Here is a 17,655-nt window from a genome sequence, read left to right on the forward strand (position 1 = left end):
ATAAAAAATCCATTATAGACTTTTTATTCATATCTTTGCATTGATTTAATATGGTTTCTACTGTGTTGATTCAAAGGGATTCCGGCAGTGTGGTGAAGGACCTGTCGGTATCCTCCTTTTGGGGGATTAGGCAATTTCTACATCATAGGCTGGTTCTCCTTTTTATTTTATGTGAATAATATCGCTGTTCTCATCTCTGTGGAATTTGAACTTTACGTCTTTTTGCAAAACCCGCAGAGCATATGAAATACCATCGGAATAGCGGAATTTACCGCTGCAACGGTAATTAAGTACTTCTTTATTTTCTATCTTGATTGTTACTCCATAGTGTCTTTCAAATTTCTCCATAATCTCGGCAAAGGTCTTGTCTTTGAAACACATCAATCCTTCGCGCCACCTGTATACATTATAATCCTCTATCTCTTTTATCCGGAGATTTCCATCCTGGAGATAGGCCATCTGAGAAGGGCGTAGTGTGATCAATTTATCGTCTTTAGTAACATTGACGGAACCTTCTATCAGTGAAGTCACAAAATCATTGTTATCAGAATAAGCTTCTACATAAAACTTTGTTCCGGTTACTTCAACCTGCCCTTTGGGAGTTTCTACAATAAAAGGTTGCTTCCTGTTGTGTGCTACTTCGAAGTAGGCTTCTCCGTTAATACTTACTTTACGTTCTTTCCCGTTGAATACTGCGGGATATTGAATGCTGGTTCGTGAATTCAGCCATACCACCGTACCGTCTGCTAATTCTATATTGATGCGCTGTCCTGCCGGTACACTGAGTTTTTGCAGGGGCATCATATCTTCATTGTTGAATATGTATTGGCTGGTAAGCGTCATTACAAGGGTGATAATAGCCACGGCAGCGATCTTGCCTATTTCTTTGCCCCATGTGCTTACTAACAGCTTAAACTGGTTACGTTTGGACAACAGACGTTTTTCGTCAGCAAGCAGTATCATGGCATCAAATAGTTTTCTCTCTTCTAAGAAAGTGCGATAGTTTTCCGGAGAAGATTCCATCCACTCTCGTATACGCACCTCTTCATTCAGCGTGGTTTTTCCTTGAAAGAAAGTATATAATAGTTCTTTATTCATATTCTTTTTTTGTTTAAAGGCATTATGAGCCGTTACGATAATACAGCAGCTAAGTGAGAGGGATGCATAGTGCAACTCTCACCTATTTAACTTTTAATAACATTGAAGTACAAGAGAAAGAAAAGAGCGTCTACCCATTCATGCTATATAGAATATAGCCGATTTGACAGCACAGGGGCAGAAGAATTTCTTTATAAATCCCTAATGTACATACGTTTTGAATGGTGTTTCCGAGGATGCTGATTTTATCAGCAATTTGTTTTCTATAAAAACAGATAGATAAAGACTGGCATGTAGTCTTTCAAACTGATACGCAATTCTTTTAGTGCTTTAGCAATGTGAAACTCGACTCCTTTGGCTGTAATGTCAAGTTGACTGGCTATCTCTTGATAGGTCATATTCTGCATTCGGCTCATGATAAAAATTTGGCGGGTACGTTCGGGTAGGCTTTCAAGGGTGCGGTTCACTATTTCCTCAGCCTCTGCTGTGAAAAGCTCATAAGGTTCGCAGGCTTGCAATGTAGCGATACGGGTTTGTAGTTCCCATTGTGCATGATTTACCATGTTTTCGGCCACCTCTTCGTGCAGGCGGATATGTTGCAGGTAATTCAGGCACTTGTGTTTGATTGTGGTTAGTACATAAGCCGGTACATTCGTGTTTTCGTCCAATCGGTGGCGGTTTTCCCAGTAATAAATAAGAGAATCGATAACAAAGTCCTCAGCGACAGCCTGATCCCGCACGTACGTATATGCAAAGCGAACGAATCGCTCTTTGTAGTCGGAAAATAATTTGTTGAAGGCGGCCAGCTCTGAGTTTTTATTCATATTCAGGGTAAAATCTTAATAGTGGGCAAATGTAGTGAAAATAACAGATGAGTGATAGGATTAGCCCAAAAAAAGCTTAAAAAGTATGGATTGTAGTTTTATGGCAGGTGGGAAATGGACATAATAAAAAAGAGAAAATTCCTTGTGGAATTCTCTCTTTTTTATCTCGAATCGAAGGGTCTCGGAATTAACCGTTAACTCTTTTTTCTTTGATTCTTGCTTTTTTACCAGTAAGTGCACGCAGGTAGTACAATTTAGCGCGACGAACTTTACCTACCTTGTTCACTTCGATGCTATCAATAGCCGGTGATTCAATCGGGAAAATTCTTTCTACACCTACAGTTCCTGACATTTTACGTACTGTAAAACGTTTCTTGTCTCCGTGACCAGAGATTTTGATAACAACACCACGGTACAACTGTACACGTTCTTTGTTACCTTCGATAATACGATATGCTACAGTTACTGTGTCACCTGCTTTGAAGCTTGGGTGTTGTTTACCGGTAGCAAATGCTTCTTCTGCAATTTTAATGAAATCCATTGTTCTTGTTATTAAATTGTTTTATCGTTACAACGCAACATATCAGGCAACTCTCTCCTGACAGCGATTGCGCGAAAGCGGTGCAAAGTAACGAATTATTTAGCACACTACCAACATTTTTATCTATATTTGTAGCACGATTAAAAAAACAAGATATGAAACAAACTTATGCAAAGCTCTTTTCCGGAGTGGCTCTGATGGTACTCCTGATGCTTTCTTCATGTCAGTCACCTTATAAACTGGTGAATACCGAAGGAAGTATGATTACAATTGATTCGGTCTGGGATACCCATCCTGATGCAGAGGCTGTGGCGCTGTTAGCCCCTTACAAGGCATCGGTAGACAGCATGATGTATCGTGTAGTAGGTACAAGCGAAATGACAATGGAAAAGGGAGGACCGGAAAGTTTGCTGTCCAATCTGGTAGCAGATGTGCTGAAAGGGGCTGCTACCCAAGTTTTGGGTAAACCTGCCGATATGGGTCTGATGAATATGGGTGGTTTGCGGAATATTCTTTCTGAAGGAGAGATAACCTGTGGAAATATTTATGAGATATTGCCTTTTGAGAATTCTTTGTGTGTAGTGACGCTAAAGGGAAGCGTATTGAAAGAATTGTTTGCGGCCATAGCGGCCTGTAAAGGTGAAGGAGTAAGTGGAGTACGTCTTGAAATCACTAAAGACGGTAAATTACTTGATGGTACTATTGGTGGTAAGCCAATCGATGATAATAAACTGTATACGGTAGCTACTATTGACTATCTGGCAGATGGGAATGACGGAATGGGACCGTTGGCAAAGGCTGAAAAAAGAGACTGTCCTCCCGGTGCTACTCTACGCGGGCTGTTTATGGACTATGTAGAGCAGCAGACTAAAGCCGGTAAAAAGATCACTTCACGTATGGAAGGAAGAATTACGGTGAAATAATTATGAATAACGAACTACCAAATTATGAGAAGATGAAAAGATATCAGATATCAGTCACTATATTGTTTTTCCTGTGTGTGCTTCTTCCGGGATTTGCGCAACAGACTAAAATACTCACTTTGTTGCAAACCAGTGATACCCACAGTCGCATAGAGCCGATAGATATACATGCAGCCGATAAATATGCCGGAATGGGTGGATTTGTACGTCGTGCCACCATGCTTGACCAGTTTCGTAAAGACAATCCGAATGTATTGGTGTTCGACTGTGGAGACTTTTCGCAGGGTACCCCTTATTACAATCTTTTTAAAGGTGAAGTAGAAGTAGAAATGTTGAATCTCATGAAGTACGACGCTGCCACCATTGGCAATCATGAGTTCGACTTTGGGTTGGAGAATATGGCGCGTTTGTTCAAAATGGCAGATTTTCCGATAGTATGTGCCAATTATGGGGTGGAAGGAACAGTGCTTGAAGGGCTTGTAAAACCATATGTTATATTGGAACGTGATGGTTTGAAGATAGGTGTATTTGGCCTTGGTGCAAAAATGGAAGGACTGGTGCAGGCGGATAAATACGAAGGAGTAACCTTTCAGGATCCTGTGGCCGTAGCCAATGAAATTGCTGCCAAATTGAAAGAAGTAGAAGGATGTGATGCCGTTGTCTGTCTTTCGCATATGGGAATAAAAGAAGATGAAATGTTGGTGCATCAAACCCGCAATATTGATGTGGTACTGGGTGGGCATTCACATACTTTCATGCAGGAACCGGCTTTTTTTGTGAATCTGGATGGAGAGAGTGTACCTGTATCTCATACAGGTAAAAACGGTATTTTTGTGGGGAAGATAGATTTGACATTTGAAAGATGAGGAAAATGATATGTATACTTGTTGTGTGGTTGGTAGCGGTAGCGCCTCTGATGGCACAACAAGTACCCTGTTTGCTTCCCCGGCAGGAAGACGATGCATGCCGGGAGTGGGTGGACAAGATACTTTCGGGGATGAGTCTGAAAGAAATGGTCGGTCAGACATTTGTTTGTACGTTAAGTCCGGAATGGAACAAAAAGAACGAAAAGCTGGTACGCCGGCTGGCAAAAAAATATAAAGTAGGCGGATTACTCTTTTCCGGTGGAGAAGCCGGCGGGCAGGCGAGACTGACTAACCTTGCACAGCAGGAAACAGAGATTCCTCTAATGATAACCTTTGATGGGGAATGGGGGCTTGCCATGCGATTGCAGGATACACCTCTTTTTCCTAAAAACGCAGCATTGGGCTGTATAACAAACAATTCACTGATAGAAGAATATGGACATGAGGTAGCCCGTGCACTCCGTGAGTTAGGTGTCCACGTCAATTTTGCTCCGGATGCAGATGTGAATACCAACCCAGAGAATCCGGTAATTAACATACGCTCGTTTGGAGGTGATCCGAAGGCTGTAGCCGAGCGGGTATTAGCTTATGCCCGTGGTCTGGAAAGTGGTGGTATACTGTCTGTCAGTAAGCATTTTCCGGGGCATGGGGATACGGATGTAGATTCTCATAAAGCATTGCCAACCGTGTACTATAACCGTGCCCGGTTGGATAGCATTGAGTTGTTACCTTTTCGTGAGGTGATTCGTGCCGGATTGGGAGGTATCATGGTGGGGCACCTGCGCGTACCGGAATTGGAACCGGACAGGTTGACTGCTGCTTCTTTGTCACGAAGTGTCGTGACAGATGTTTTAAAAAGAGAGTTAGGCTTTCGCGGATTGGTGTTTACTGATGCGTTGGCAATGAAAGCCGTATCCGGTGAGCGTGATGTTACAGCCAAAGCGCTACGGGCGGGCAATGATATGGTGCTTGTGGGCAGGGATATAGAACAAGCACTTGAGACGGTGATGGCAGCTATTGACCGGGGAGATTTAAGTGTGAATGAGGTGGAAGCCAAATGCCGTAAGATATTAACTTATAAGTATCTGTTAGGATTGGATCAAGAAAACAGAATCTCTGCAGATGGATTGAATGGGCGCATTCATACAGTCGAAGCACAAGCGCTTGCGAGCAAGTTGCGCTTTGCGGGAGTGACCGTATTACGCAATAATTTTAGTACAATACCTTTGCCGGCTGATCAGTCTACGGCCATTCTGTGTGTAGGTAGGGAAAAGTCCGATCAACCCTTTATCGACCGCTTTGTTCAGTATACATCGCCGGTGGAATGTTTTCGGATCACAAAAGACATGACAGAGGAAGAGTGGTACCGGATCACTAATGATTTGAAACGTTTTCGTCGTGTCGTTATCTCTGTTACGATGGAGAAAGAAGAATTGGCTGCATGTGCCCCACTTCTGAATACATTGGATTTACAGGTACCTGTTACCTGTGTCTTTTTCACTTCTTACCGGGCGATGTATCCAATCCGGACGATGTTGGAACGTACCGCTACTGTTGTTTTAGCGCATTCGTCTGAGGAAGATCTTCAGCGATATGTTGCAGACGTTTGTTTTGCCAAAGCTCCTGCCGGGGGACGGTTGTCTATGCGTATCGGGCATCTGTTTGCAATAGGTGAGGGGAGTGATATTGTTCCGGGAATGAAGCCTGTGGTACAGCCCGAAGATTGCGGTATGAAAGGATACAGGTTGCATCGTGTTGATTCGCTTGTCAATGCAGGATTAGCTGCCGGAGCTTTCCCGGGTTGTCAGGTGGTGGTGATGAAAGATGGTATTCCTGTTTATAATCGTTGCTTTGGCAGTCATTCTGATACCGATAAGACTGCGGTGCGCCCCACTGATCTTTTTGACCTTGCTTCACTGACTAAGACCACCGCAACTTTACTCGCTGTGATGAAACTTTATGATCAGGGAAAACTGAAACTTACGGACAAGGCATCTGCCTGGTTACCCTGGTTGCGATCATCCAATAAAAAGAATATAACGATTCGTGATCTTTTGTTACATGAGTCCGGATTGTTGCCTTATATCCGTTTCTATCGGGAGGCAATAGATGAGAATACAGTTACGGGGCCTTTCACGCAAGGATTCGTAGACGAGTGGCACCACACACGTATCGGAGAATATACTTACGCCTGTTCGGACTTTAAGTTTAAGAAAGGGTTAATATCTCCGAAGCAGACGCCAACGCATACGTTGCATATGGCCGAAGGTATGTGGCTGAATAAAGCATTTAAGAGTACGGTTTTGCAATCAATAGCCCGTTCGGAGATGGGACAGAAACGCTATGTATATAGTGATGTCGGTTTCGTAGTACTCCAGCAAGTGGTTGAGGCAATAACCAAACAGCCTATGAATGAGTTTCTGAATAAGGAATTCTATCGTCCGATGGGATTGGAACGTACCTTGTTCACACCGCTTACTCACTATGATCGATCGGAAGTGGTGCCAACAGCTGCCAACGATTACCTGCGGAGGCAAGACCTTTGCGGTTACGTGCAGGATGAAACGGCTGCTTGCCTGGGTGGTATTGCCGGTAATGCAGGATTATTCTCCACAGCCGGAGAGGTGGCAGCTGTATATCAGATGTTGCTCAATGATGGAGAGTGGAAGGGACATCGTTATTTGGATGGGGCTACCGTTCGCCTGTTTACCACATACACATCCGTTCTCAGCCATCGCGGATTGGGTTTTGATAAACCGAACTACCGGGATGTGAAAGTCAGTAGTTGTGCTCCCGGAACGCCTGCTCGGGTTTATGGACATACCGGTTCTACGGGTACTTGTGTCTGGGTAGATCCCGAAGAACGATTGATCTACGTTTTTCTGAGTAACCGTGTTTGCCCTGATCAGTGGAATGCTAAACTTAACAATATGAAGATACGCCAGAACATACAGCAAGCCATTTATGATTCTTTGCCGGATACCAAAGGTTTGTCGGGCGATAATGAATGATGCCAATGATGAATATGAGAAAATACCTGATAATTCTTCTGTTTTTATGTTTCGGAAAAGCAATATATGGACAGAACGATGTACAACCTCTCCTGCTTTATAAAGCGGAACAAGATGCGCGTTGCCGGCAATGGGTCGATTCGGTGATGAACCGTCTGAGTCTGAAAGAGAAGATCGGTCAGCTTTTTATTTATACCATTGCTCCGGTCGATACAAAACACAACCAGGCGTTACTGCGTGATGCTGTGGATACTTATAAAGTAGGAGGACTTTTGTTTTCCGGTGGTAAGATGCAGACACAGGCCATCCTCACCAATCAGGCGCAACGAATGGCACGTTTGCCGTTGATGATTACTTTTGATGGTGAATGGGGACTTGCGATGCGCCTTCGCGGTACGCCGCTTTTCCCACGTAATATGGTGTTAGGGTGCATACAAGACAATCGTCTTATCTATGAATACGGTCGTGAGATGGCTCGTCAATGCCGTGAACTGGGAGTGCAGGTTAACTTTGCTCCCGTGGCCGATGTGAATGTCAATCCTAAAAATCCGGTTATCAACAATCGTTCTTTTGGTGAAGATCCCGTACGTGTGGCTGATAAAGTGATTGCGTATGCCACCGGACTGGAAGGAGGAGGAGTGCTTTCTGTTTGTAAACACTTTCCGGGACATGGAGATACGGACGTCGACTCTCATAAGGCATTGCCTGTACTGCCCTTCACTCGCGAACGATTGGACAGCGTGGAGTTGTATCCTTTCAAAGAAGCCATACGTGCCGGATTGAGCGGGATGATGGTAGGGCATCTCCAAGTACCTGTTATCGAGCCTTTGGGAGGGTTGCCTTCTTCTCTTTCGCGCAATGTGGTGTACGGTTTGCTGACGGAAGAGTTGGCCTTCAAAGGTCTTATCTTTACCGATGCACTTGCCATGAGAGGGGTGTCCGGTAATGCCAGTGTCAGTTTGCAGGCATTGAAGGCGGGTAATGATATGGTACTTGCTCCGAGAAATCTGAAAACAGAGGTTGCGGCAGTCATTGAGGCTGTGGATCGTGGTGAGCTATCCCGTGAAGATATAGATCGTAAATGCCGGAAGGTACTTACTTATAAATACATTCTTGGTTTAAAGAGAAAACCGACCATTCAACTTTCCGGATTAGGAAGTCGTATCAATACACCTCAGACGCGTGACCTTATCCGGCGTTTGAACCTGGCTGCTATAACAGTGCTGAATAACAAAGGTAATATTCTTCCTCTTCATTCCGACAAAGAAATGCCACCTATGGCTCTGCTGGAGGTAGGCGATGCGGGAGAGACGGATGTTCTTGCCAAACAGTTGGAGAAACATACATCCCTTGTGCGTTTTCGTCTTCACAAAGAGATGACGGAGGCACAGGGAAAGGTTCTGAGAGATTCTCTCTCGAAATACCGCCGTGTTATTGTGGCTGTTGCCGAACAGCGGTTGGCACCTTTTCAACCTTTTTTTGCTGCCTTGGCAGCTGATAAACAAGCTGCCAAGGCAATCTATGTCTTTTTCACTCCCGGAAAGATGATGTTACAGATACATCGTGCCGTGTCAGCCGCCCAGTCCGTAGTGTTGGCACATTCTGCTGGTCACGATGTACAGCAACAGGTTGCTGATGTACTCTTCGCCCGTGCTTCTGCCGATGGACGACTTTCCGCCAGTCTGGGAGGGCTGTTTCCAACCGGTGCCGGAGTTACAATTACTCCGCATACGCCGACGCATTTCAATCCGGAAGAGTATGGAATGTCTTCCATTGCCTTGAGGCGTATTGATTCCATCGCTAAACGGGGTATCCAAGAAGGAGCTTATCCCGGATGTCAGATTGTGATTCTGAAAGATGGAAAGACAATGTACGACCACGCTTTTGGAACCCATGCAGGCAAAGGAAGTACGCTGGTGCGGCCTACAGATCTGTATGATCTGGCTTCTCTTTCTAAAACGACCGGAACGTTGCTGGCTTTAATGAAATTGTACGATAAAGGACGTTTTAACCTTTCTGATAAATTATCTGACTACCTGCCGTGGTTGCAACGTACGAATAAGAAAGATATGACCATTCGTGAACTGTTGTTACATCAGTCCGGACTGCCTGCCGGAATTGTACTCTATCCGGGGGCTATTGATAAGGAGAGTTATAAAGGCCGTCTGTTCTCCGCCCGTAAAGATGCGTTGCATCCGTTACGACTGGGAGCTACCACCTGGGCCAATCCGAACTTTCATTTCAAGCCGGAGACACTGTCCCGAACCCGGAATGCCAATTACACTTTGCAGATATGCGATAGCCTTTGGCTCAATAAGTCGTTTATAAAAGTGCTACAAGAGAAGATTATTGAAGCTCCTTTGGGGGCTAAGCAGTACCGTTACAGTGATGTTGGGTTTATTCTTCTTCGTTTCCTGGCTGAACAGTTGGCTGGTATGCCGATGGATGAATACCTGGCACGTGAATTTTACGAACCGATGGGATTGGAGCGTACTTTATATCTTCCTTTACGGCGTATCCCGAAAGCTCAGATTGTGCCTTCTGCCAATGATAAATTCCTTCGTAAATGTGTGTTACAAGGATTTGTACACGATGAGTCAGCAGCTTTCCAGGGAGGCGTTTCCGGAAATGCAGGATTGTTTTCAAATGCCCGTGAAGTAGCTTCTATCTATCAGATGCTGTTGAATGGAGGAGAGTTGAACGGACGCCGTTATCTGAGTAACGAGACGTGTCAGTTGTTTACTACGGAAGTATCCAAAATCAGCCGCCGTGGATTAGGGTTTGACAAGCCGGATGCAAAATCACCCGACAAGAGTCCTTGTTCTGAATCGGCTCCCGCCTCTGTTTATGGTCATACCGGATTTACAGGAACATGTGCCTGGGTGGATCCGGAAAATGATTTAGTATATGTCTTTCTCAGTAATCGTACGTATCCTGATGCCACAAACCGTAAGCTGATGCAATTGGACATACGTGGACAAATACAGGAAGCGATGTATGAGGCGTTAAAAAAATGATAAGTGATTAGTGATAAATGATTAGTGATTAATGATTAGTGATTAATGATAAGTGATTAGCAGGCTGCGCACTCACAGCGCATGCCACTAATCACTAATCATTAATCACTAATCACTATTTTAGAAGGAAAGACCGACGCGAAAACCGAAGTTGTTCAGTTTGTCAACGCTATAAGTCAATACCTTATCAGCTTTGTTTGTTCCGTAACTATAATACAGTGCAAGGTGTAAGCCCGGACCGTAAGCCCATGGGTAAACGTTTAATCCGACTTCCGGTGAAACGTAGAATCCCCAGTTTTCATCTCTGGATTCAAAGACATTATAATTAGAACGTACTTTTGCATATTCAGTACCCAGTTTCACACCAACGTAAGGTTGCCATGCTCCGCCACGGTTGAACTGATAACGTGCAGCAGCACCAAAAGGCATCTGGAAAATAGTATGTTGCTGATCGCTGGTCATACTACCGCCGTTTACCGGGAAAGTTTCGCGACCTACATATTCATGGTTGCTATGATAGTTGAGGAAGAGTCCGAGACCTAAATTGGGAGTTACAAAATAACCACCTTCAAAGTTCATACCCCAACCGCTGGCATCATCGGCAAATCCATTGCTCAATGGCACATTGAACTGCCAGTCGATATTAGCGTATCCATTATCTGATAATTGTGCCTTTGCCGGCATGGCAAAGACGAGAGCCAAAGCTGCTATAGCCAGCACTCTCAATGAAATATATTTTATTGTCTTCATAACGGTTCTGATTATTTATTATTTGTTAGTAAGATAGGGTGATTGTGCAAATGCCTGGTTAACACCTTTTACGGCAAGTGCCTTGTTCATACTGCTGGAATATACCAGTCCGGTCATGTAACTTGTCCACAGAACAGGAATCTTTTCTTTCGGTCCTTCCGGTGCATTCAGGTTTACAATCTCAGAAATGAACGAGTTGGTACTGTAGCTATAGTTTATAGCATACGGATAATACCATCCGCCACCCCAGTTACCCCAGTAGCCTGAGCCCCAGTATCCTGGATATCCCCACCACCATTCTGGTTGTCCGTAATCGGTGAAGAAATAGGTACTCTTAATATAACTTACCTGTACACCCAGGTCAGCATTTTCTTTAGAAGCAGCCATCGTGTAGCCTCTGTTATCCATATTGCTTTTATAAGCAGCAAGAATTTCTTGTGCAGCTTCACCTTCCAGATATTCTGGTTCTTCTTTGTCGCTGATTACAAGAATTTTGTCCGGCAAATAGTAAGTGGTGAACTCTTTGAAGTTAGCCTTCTTGTCGTAGTTGGTATACACCAAATAATCATTGTCCAATTTGTCCATGTCAGGGTCTTTTTCGCAAGCAGCGAATGCAAAGACCGCTAATAAAATAGGAATTAATCTCTTCATATCTTTTATAATGTTTAGGTTAAATAAAAAAATCCTGCCCTGGTACCTTAGGCTTTTGATAGAAACAACAACTTCTTTTATAAAAGGTTCGCAAAGGTGAATGTTAAAATGTTAAAGTATAGGCCGACTTTTTTGTTAGAGAGGCTATCTTTGTACGAAATTAAAAACTGAATACATATGAGACCGTTACCCCGCTGCTACGCAGCACTTTTGGCTTTCTTACTTTTTGTCCTGTCCACCCATTTATCGGCACAGACAGAGTTACAAAGAAAAGTAGAAAACATAACTTCCGTGGATAGTGTGAAGCCATTGGAAACTACTGAATTTGTTGAAAAATATGTCGCGTATTTCTCACAACCACTGGATCATCGTCGTCCCGAAAAAGGTTCGTTCGATCAACGTGTCATTGTGGCACATGTCGGGTTTGATCGTCCAACGGTGATTGTTACCGAAGGGTATGGTGCTGCTTATGCGTTGCGTCCGGGGTATCGTGAGGAGTTATCACGGCTGTTCAATGCCAATATGATATTTGTGGAACACCGCTATTTTCTGGAGTCTACCCCGCAACCCCGGGACTGGAAATATCTGACTGCTGAGAACTCTGCAGAAGATTTGCATGCAGTGACTACCGCTTTTAAAACGTTGTATCCAGGGAAGTGGATAAGTACCGGTATCAGCAAAGGAGGGCAGACATCGTTGTTGTATCGTGCATTCTTCCCCGATGATGTAGACGTTTCGGTACCCTATGTCGCTCCGCTTTGTTATGGGGTGGAAGACGGAAGGCATGAACCGTTTTTACGGCAGGTATCTACGGCAGAAGAGAGAAAGGTGATAGAAGACTTCCAGTTGGAAGTGTTGAAGCGTAAAAGTACGTTGCTGCCTCGTTTTGAGAAGTATTGTGCTGAAAAGGAATACGTTTTTCGTGCACCGTTGGAGGAGATTTATGATTATTGTGTGCTCGAATATTCCTTTGCGTTGTGGCAGTGGGGGACAGAAGTGAGTACTATTCCTTCCGTAACGGATACGGACGATGAAGTGTTCCGGCATTTTCTGGAGATCAGTGAACCTTCTTATTTCACAAAGGACAGTCCTAACGTATCCTTCTTTGTGCAGGCTGCACGTGAGTTGGGCTATTATGGCTATGATATAAAGCCGTTTGAGAAATATCTTTCTATCAAAAGCAGTAAGAACTACCTGCACCGGTTGATGCTTCCGGAGGAATTGGGAGACATGAAATTTGATAAGCGTCTGGGACGGAAGATTGTGAAGTTCTTGAAACAGAATGATCCGAAGATGATATTTATCTATGGTCAGAATGACCCATGGACGGCAGCCGGTGTCACCTGGCTGAAAGGGAAAAAGAATATCCATGTATTTGTGCAGCCCGGCGGAAGCCACCTGGCACGTATCAGTACATTACCCGAAGCGATGAGGGTTCGGGCGATAGCGCAGATAGAGGAGTGGATTAGTGAGTAGTGATTAGCGGTTTAGTGAGTAGTAAGCTGCGCTTATTTAGTTGACAATTGACAGTTGACAATTGACAGTTGACTATGCAGAACGATAGCGCAGCCTACTAATCACTAATCACTACTCACTAATCACTACCTTCAGCCTCTCCGGCACCTCTACCTTTTCAAGGTTGAGTTCTTTCAGCCGTTCTTTCCCTTCCGGGGTCAGGCTGAAATACATTTGCCTTTTGTCTGTCTTTCCTAAGGCTCTTTTTATCAATCCCTTCTCTTCCACTGCTCTGATAACTTTGGATGTATGTGAAGCAGCCATACCTGTACGGGCAGAGAGGGCAGTAGAAGTCATTTCTTCCTTTGCCTCCTGCAAGGCACATAGTATCATCGCTTCATTGAGTGACAGGTCATATTCTTTCTCAAATTGCGCTTCAAATTCCGCTAAGGCTTTATAAAGATCGCGCATCATGCATATTGTTTTCATACTCTTATGTTCTTACTTATATAAACAAGTTGATGTTAGCATTGTCTGCACGCTCCATGTAGGTGGCTACGCCGCCAATTGTAACTTCATCCAGCAATTCTTCTTTCTTCACGCCCATTACATCCATTGACATCTGGCAGGCAATAAACTCCACACCATTTTCCAATGCCTGACGACGAAGAGATTCCAGCGAGTCGATCCCTTTGCTGTGCATAATGTAGCGCATCATTTTGCCACCTATGCCACCCATGCTCATTTTAGACAATTTCAGCTTCAGGGAACTCGAAGGCAGCATCATGCCAAACATCTTTCCGAAGATATCTTTTTCTACTTTAGGTTTGCTGAGACGCTTGATAACGTTCAGTCCCCAGAAAGTGAAGAATATAGTTACCTTCTGTCCGGTTGCTGCCGCACCGTTCGCCAGTACAAAGGTAGCTAATGCCTTATCAAGATCGTCACTGAACATGATAAATGTTTTTCCTTTACCTTCACAGGATGTCACCATGCTACAAGCTTTGGGCTCTTCTTTCTCGATAACGATGATTGATTTTCCGGCAGCACTCTCTTTGGATATCAGCTTGTTTCCGGTGGAGTTACACCAGGCGGCTGCATCACGGGCAAAGCCGGGATCAGTGGAGGTTATTTGTACACGTTCACCCGGTACAAGCGTATCCATTGTCTTTTTCATTTTCAGAATAGGGCCGGGGCATTGCATACCACAGGCGTCTACCTGAACGGTGCGTGGAGGAACGGCAGGTTCTTCCTGAATGGACACGGGTGTCGCACTCTCTTTCCTACTGGCAGGAGTATCCCCCCCCTCATTCCTGATGATCGGGGCAGTGGCCGCTTTGTATATTTTCAATCCGCCGGACAGATTGCGGACTTTATCGTATCCGTGCTGAACGAGTATGCGATAGGCGAGATAACCTCTCAGCCCTACAGCGCAGAACACATAGACCGGCTTATCTTTGGGTATTTCATCTATGCGGTCGCGTATCTCGTCCAGTGGGATGTTGATGGCTCCCGGCAATGAACCTAAAGAGAATTCATCTGGTGTGCGTACATCCAGCAGAAACTCATGTTCCAGGCGAATGTCACGCAAGTCGCGCCAGTAAACCGGTTTTACGGTTCCTGTCAGGATATCTTCTGCCACATAACCGGCAATGGCTACCGGATCTTTGGCGGATGAGAAAGGAGGAGCATAGGCCTGTTCCAGTTTCATCAGGTCGTAGATGGTGCCTTGATGCTTGATGACCAAGGCAAATTCATCGATGCGTTTGTCCACCCCGTCATAACCCACAATCTGTGCACCGTATAGTTTTCCTGTTTCCTTATCGAATGTAATCTTGATACTCATCTGCGTAGCGTCCGGATAATAACTTGCATGCGAAGACGAGTGGGTAGTAGAGGAAGCATAAGCTATTTCAGCTTGCCTCAACCGTTTGCCCGGTAAGCCGGTAGTGGCTACGGTCAGATCGAAAACTTTGGCGATAGAAGTGCCGATAGCACCCTCATAACTGATTTTGGCTCCTAATATATTGTCAGCAACAATGCGTCCCTGTCTGTTGGCAGGGCCGGCGAGATAGTTCAACCAGGGTTTCCCGGTTATCGGGTGGCGATATTCAATGGCATCTCCGATCGCATAAATCGATTCGTCCGAAGTTTGCAGGTAGTCATTGACCGAGATACCTCCGGCTTCTCCGATAGTTAGTCCGGCAGCACGTGCCAGCGTTGTTTCCGGGCGTACTCCGATGGAGAGTATCACAATATCTGCGGGTATGGACTGTCCGTCTTTGAAAACAACCTTTATCTCTCTGCCTGCCTTCTCAAAAGAGGCTACTGCCTGTTCCAGATACAAGTTTACCCCTTTATCCATCAGATGTTGATGTACGAGCGATGCCATAGAGAAGTCTATGGGAGTCATCACCTGGTTGGCCATTTCTACAATAGATACTTTGGCTCCCAGTGCATGCAGGTTTTCTGCCATTTCCAGTCCGATGAATCCGGCACCGATTACTACGGCTCTCCGGGGAGCGTGCTGGTTGGCGTACTCTTTTATCCGGTCCGTATCTTTCACATTACGCAACGTGAAAATTCCCTCAGAGTCAATGCCCGGCAATGGAGGTTTAACGGGAGTAGCTCCGGTAGAGATTAATAGCTTGTCGTAACTCTCTTCGTACGTATCTTCACTACTGAGGCGCACGGTTACGGTCTTTCTTTTCCGGTCAATGAAAATGACCTCGTTCTCTGTACGTACGTCTACACGAAAACGTACGGAAAAAGCCTCCGGGGTTTGCACAAAGAGTTTCTCCCGTTCAGCGATTACCCCTCCTATATAATAGGGTAGCCCACAGTTGGCATAGGATATGTACTTTCCTTTTTCAAGGAGAATAATCTCTGCTGTCTCGTCCATTCTTCTGATTCGGGCGGCAGTGGTTGCTCCTCCTGCTACACCTCCGATGATGATAATCTTCATATTTCTTTTTCTTGTAAATAGTTTCCTTTGGAAATAATAACGCAAAAGAAATAGATAAAGTTCACCGATGGTTGGAAAAAAAGTCTATTTTGCGTATCCGGGAGCGAATAATGCATCATTGAGGGCTTGTAGGGCTTTCTGTTTATCAACGGCTTTCACTACTACAGATACATCGTTGTTGGTACTGCCGTATGAAATCATACGCAATGGAATATCTTTCAGGGCTTCCATGATTCGTGCTTCAAACCCGGTGAACTGCCATTTCATATTACCTACGACAGAAACAATCGACATGTGATCTTCCAGGTACGCTGTGGCATACGCTGACAGTTCACGAATGATGTGCGTGAGAGCCTCATTGGTGTCGGTGGCGATGGAAATAGCGGTATTGGAGGAAGTGAGCAGGCAGAGCGGAGTTCTGTATTTGGCAAAAGTACTGAATACTTTGCTGATGAACAGGTATGGGCGCAGCAGGTTGTTTGATTCGAATTTGATATGAAAAACAGAGTCTTTGGCGGCAATGGCTTTAATGATATTATCGTCTTGTGCTTTTGATATAAGCGTGCCTTCTGCCTGTGGCTCCATGGCGTTGAGAAGACGTACCGGTATATTCTTCTCCCGGGCCGGAGCGATACAAAAAGGATGGAGTATTTTTGCTCCGAAATAAGCCAGGCGTTCTGCTTCTTCAAAACTCAGTTTCTTCACAGGCGTGGTGTTTTTTATGATGCGCGGGTCGTTGTTGTGCATGCCGTCAATGTCTGTCCATATCTGAATTTCTTCGGCGTTGATAGCTGCCCCGATAAGCGAAGCGGTATAGTCACTGCCACCTCGTTTCAGGTTATCCGTCTCATTATAAGCATTCTTGCAGATAAATCCCTGGGTGATGAAGAGTGAAATACCCTTATTATGCTGTAGTGCCTCTTGCAAATGCTGGCTGATATATTCAAGATCGGGTTCTCCTTCAGGTCCCGTACGCATAAAGTCGAAGGCAGAAAGGAGTACATTGTGCCGCTTCTGCTCTTTGAGGTAGAAACTCATCAGTGCAGTGCTGATAAGTTCGCCTTGTGCTACAATTTCTTTCTCGTCGGCAGAGGTGAATGTATCCCGGATAGACTTCCAGAGTCTGCGGAATCGGTCCAGGATATAATCTATGGCTTCCTGCTTGATGCAATCATCCTCCAACAGTTCGTTGGCGAAATCTATAAACTTGAATTCAAGTCTGGTTATTTCGTCGTGTGCTTCGTCTATTTCGCGGTTGAATAGGTGGGAAGCTATCTCTTCCAGATGATTGGTTGTACCGGCGGTTGCCGATAGTACAACGATCTTAGGGTCATTATCACTGATCAGGTTGGCCACATTTTTCATTCTTTCTACAGAACCGATAGAGGTTCCACCAAATTTACAGACTTTCATTGTTTTTGTTTTTAAGTGATTGTATTATTAGTTATACGTTTGGGAAGTACCATTTCATTTCAGTTCGTTTTTATCAAAATGAAAGGGGAGCGGAAGGTTCCGGTTTCGGGAGTTATATCCTCCAAATGCCTTTACAAGTGC

General features: G+C 44.7%; 12 protein-coding genes and 2 pseudogenes. 5 read left to right on the plus strand and 9 right to left on the minus strand.

The features are described from left to right. Window positions 1-162: 162 nt before the first annotated feature. From HCG69_RS12565 to rplS, 3 genes are all read right to left on the minus strand, one after another. Window positions 163-1,098: a FecR family protein gene (locus tag HCG69_RS12565; RefSeq protein ID WP_221650315.1), complete on the minus strand. Its 936-nt coding sequence runs from the start codon at window positions 1,096-1,098 to the stop codon at window positions 163-165. A 263-nt stretch (window positions 1,099-1,361) separates the two neighbouring features. Continuing rightward, entirely contained in the window at window positions 1,362-1,922 is a 561-nt protein-coding gene (locus HCG69_RS12570; RefSeq protein ID WP_195348862.1) for an RNA polymerase sigma-70 factor, read from the minus strand. Window positions 1,923-2,109: 187 nt separating this feature from the next. Beyond that, window positions 2,110-2,463, minus strand: coding sequence for a 50S ribosomal protein L19 (gene rplS, locus HCG69_RS12575; RefSeq protein ID WP_195348863.1), 354 nt, complete (start codon window positions 2,461-2,463; stop codon window positions 2,110-2,112). Window positions 2,464-2,618: 155 nt separating this feature from the next. Between rplS and HCG69_RS12580 the strand changes: the two genes are divergently transcribed. From HCG69_RS12580 to HCG69_RS12595, 4 genes are read left to right on the plus strand one after another with little or no spacing between them, the layout of a single operon-like run. Continuing rightward, on the plus strand, window positions 2,619-3,386 hold the full coding sequence (locus HCG69_RS12580; protein WP_221650316.1) for a 5'-nucleotidase C-terminal domain-containing protein: 768 nt from the start codon (window positions 2,619-2,621) through the stop codon (window positions 3,384-3,386). A 32-nt stretch (window positions 3,387-3,418) separates the two neighbouring features. Continuing rightward, window positions 3,419-4,252 carry a bifunctional UDP-sugar hydrolase/5'-nucleotidase gene (locus tag HCG69_RS12585; protein ID WP_195349819.1) on the plus strand — a complete coding sequence of 278 codons (834 nt, stop codon included), beginning with the start codon at window positions 3,419-3,421 and terminating at the stop codon, window positions 4,250-4,252. Further along, on the plus strand, window positions 4,249-7,263 hold the full coding sequence (locus tag HCG69_RS12590; protein WP_195349817.1) for a glycoside hydrolase family 3 N-terminal domain-containing protein: 3,015 nt from the start codon (window positions 4,249-4,251) through the stop codon (window positions 7,261-7,263). Before HCG69_RS12585 ends, HCG69_RS12590 begins: the two co-directional genes overlap by 4 nt. Window positions 7,264-7,277: 14 nt before the next feature. Beyond that, window positions 7,278-10,280 carry a glycoside hydrolase family 3 N-terminal domain-containing protein gene (locus HCG69_RS12595; RefSeq protein ID WP_370634148.1) on the plus strand — a complete coding sequence of 1,001 codons (3,003 nt, stop codon included), beginning with the start codon at window positions 7,278-7,280 and terminating at the stop codon, window positions 10,278-10,280. A 120-nt stretch (window positions 10,281-10,400) separates the two neighbouring features. Here the strand turns inward: HCG69_RS12595 and HCG69_RS12600 are convergent, their stop codons facing one another. Then, a complete protein-coding gene (locus HCG69_RS12600; RefSeq protein ID WP_002559122.1) occupies window positions 10,401-11,030 on the minus strand; it encodes a porin family protein in 630 nt (209 codons plus the stop codon). Window positions 11,031-11,048: 18 nt separating this feature from the next. Next, window positions 11,049-11,681 carry a DUF4136 domain-containing protein gene (locus HCG69_RS12605; protein ID WP_221650317.1) on the minus strand — a complete coding sequence of 211 codons (633 nt, stop codon included), beginning with the start codon at window positions 11,679-11,681 and terminating at the stop codon, window positions 11,049-11,051. Between the two features lie 177 nt (window positions 11,682-11,858). On the opposite strand from HCG69_RS12605, the gene HCG69_RS12610 reads away from it, so the two are divergent. Beyond that, complete coding sequence (locus tag HCG69_RS12610) at window positions 11,859-13,157, plus strand: S28 family serine protease (RefSeq protein WP_195350916.1); 1,299 nt, start codon at window positions 11,859-11,861, stop codon at window positions 13,155-13,157. A gap of 111 nt (window positions 13,158-13,268) precedes the next feature. On the opposite strand, the gene HCG69_RS12615 is transcribed toward HCG69_RS12610, so the two are convergent. From HCG69_RS12615 to HCG69_RS12625, 4 genes and pseudogenes are all read right to left on the minus strand, one after another. After that, window positions 13,269-13,625, minus strand: a complete 357-nt coding sequence (locus tag HCG69_RS12615; RefSeq protein ID WP_195350919.1) for a MarR family winged helix-turn-helix transcriptional regulator — start codon at window positions 13,623-13,625, stop codon at window positions 13,269-13,271. Between the two features lie 16 nt (window positions 13,626-13,641). Beyond that, window positions 13,642-14,364 (minus strand): annotated as a pseudogene (locus tag HCG69_RS20865) (DsrE/DsrF/DrsH-like family protein); the annotation flags it as partial. 78 nt (window positions 14,365-14,442) lie between these two features. Then, window positions 14,443-16,101 (minus strand): annotated as a pseudogene (locus tag HCG69_RS12620) (FAD-dependent oxidoreductase); the annotation flags it as partial. Window positions 16,102-16,185: 84 nt separating this feature from the next. After that, on the minus strand, window positions 16,186-17,514 hold the full coding sequence (locus tag HCG69_RS12625; protein ID WP_221650319.1) for an aspartate kinase: 1,329 nt from the start codon (window positions 17,512-17,514) through the stop codon (window positions 16,186-16,188). Between the last annotated feature and the right edge of the window lie 141 nt (window positions 17,515-17,655).

Origin of the sequence: Bacteroides sp. K03 (genome assembly GCF_019734355.1) — a bacterium.
GTDB lineage: Bacteria > Bacteroidota > Bacteroidia > Bacteroidales > Bacteroidaceae > Bacteroides > Bacteroides nordii.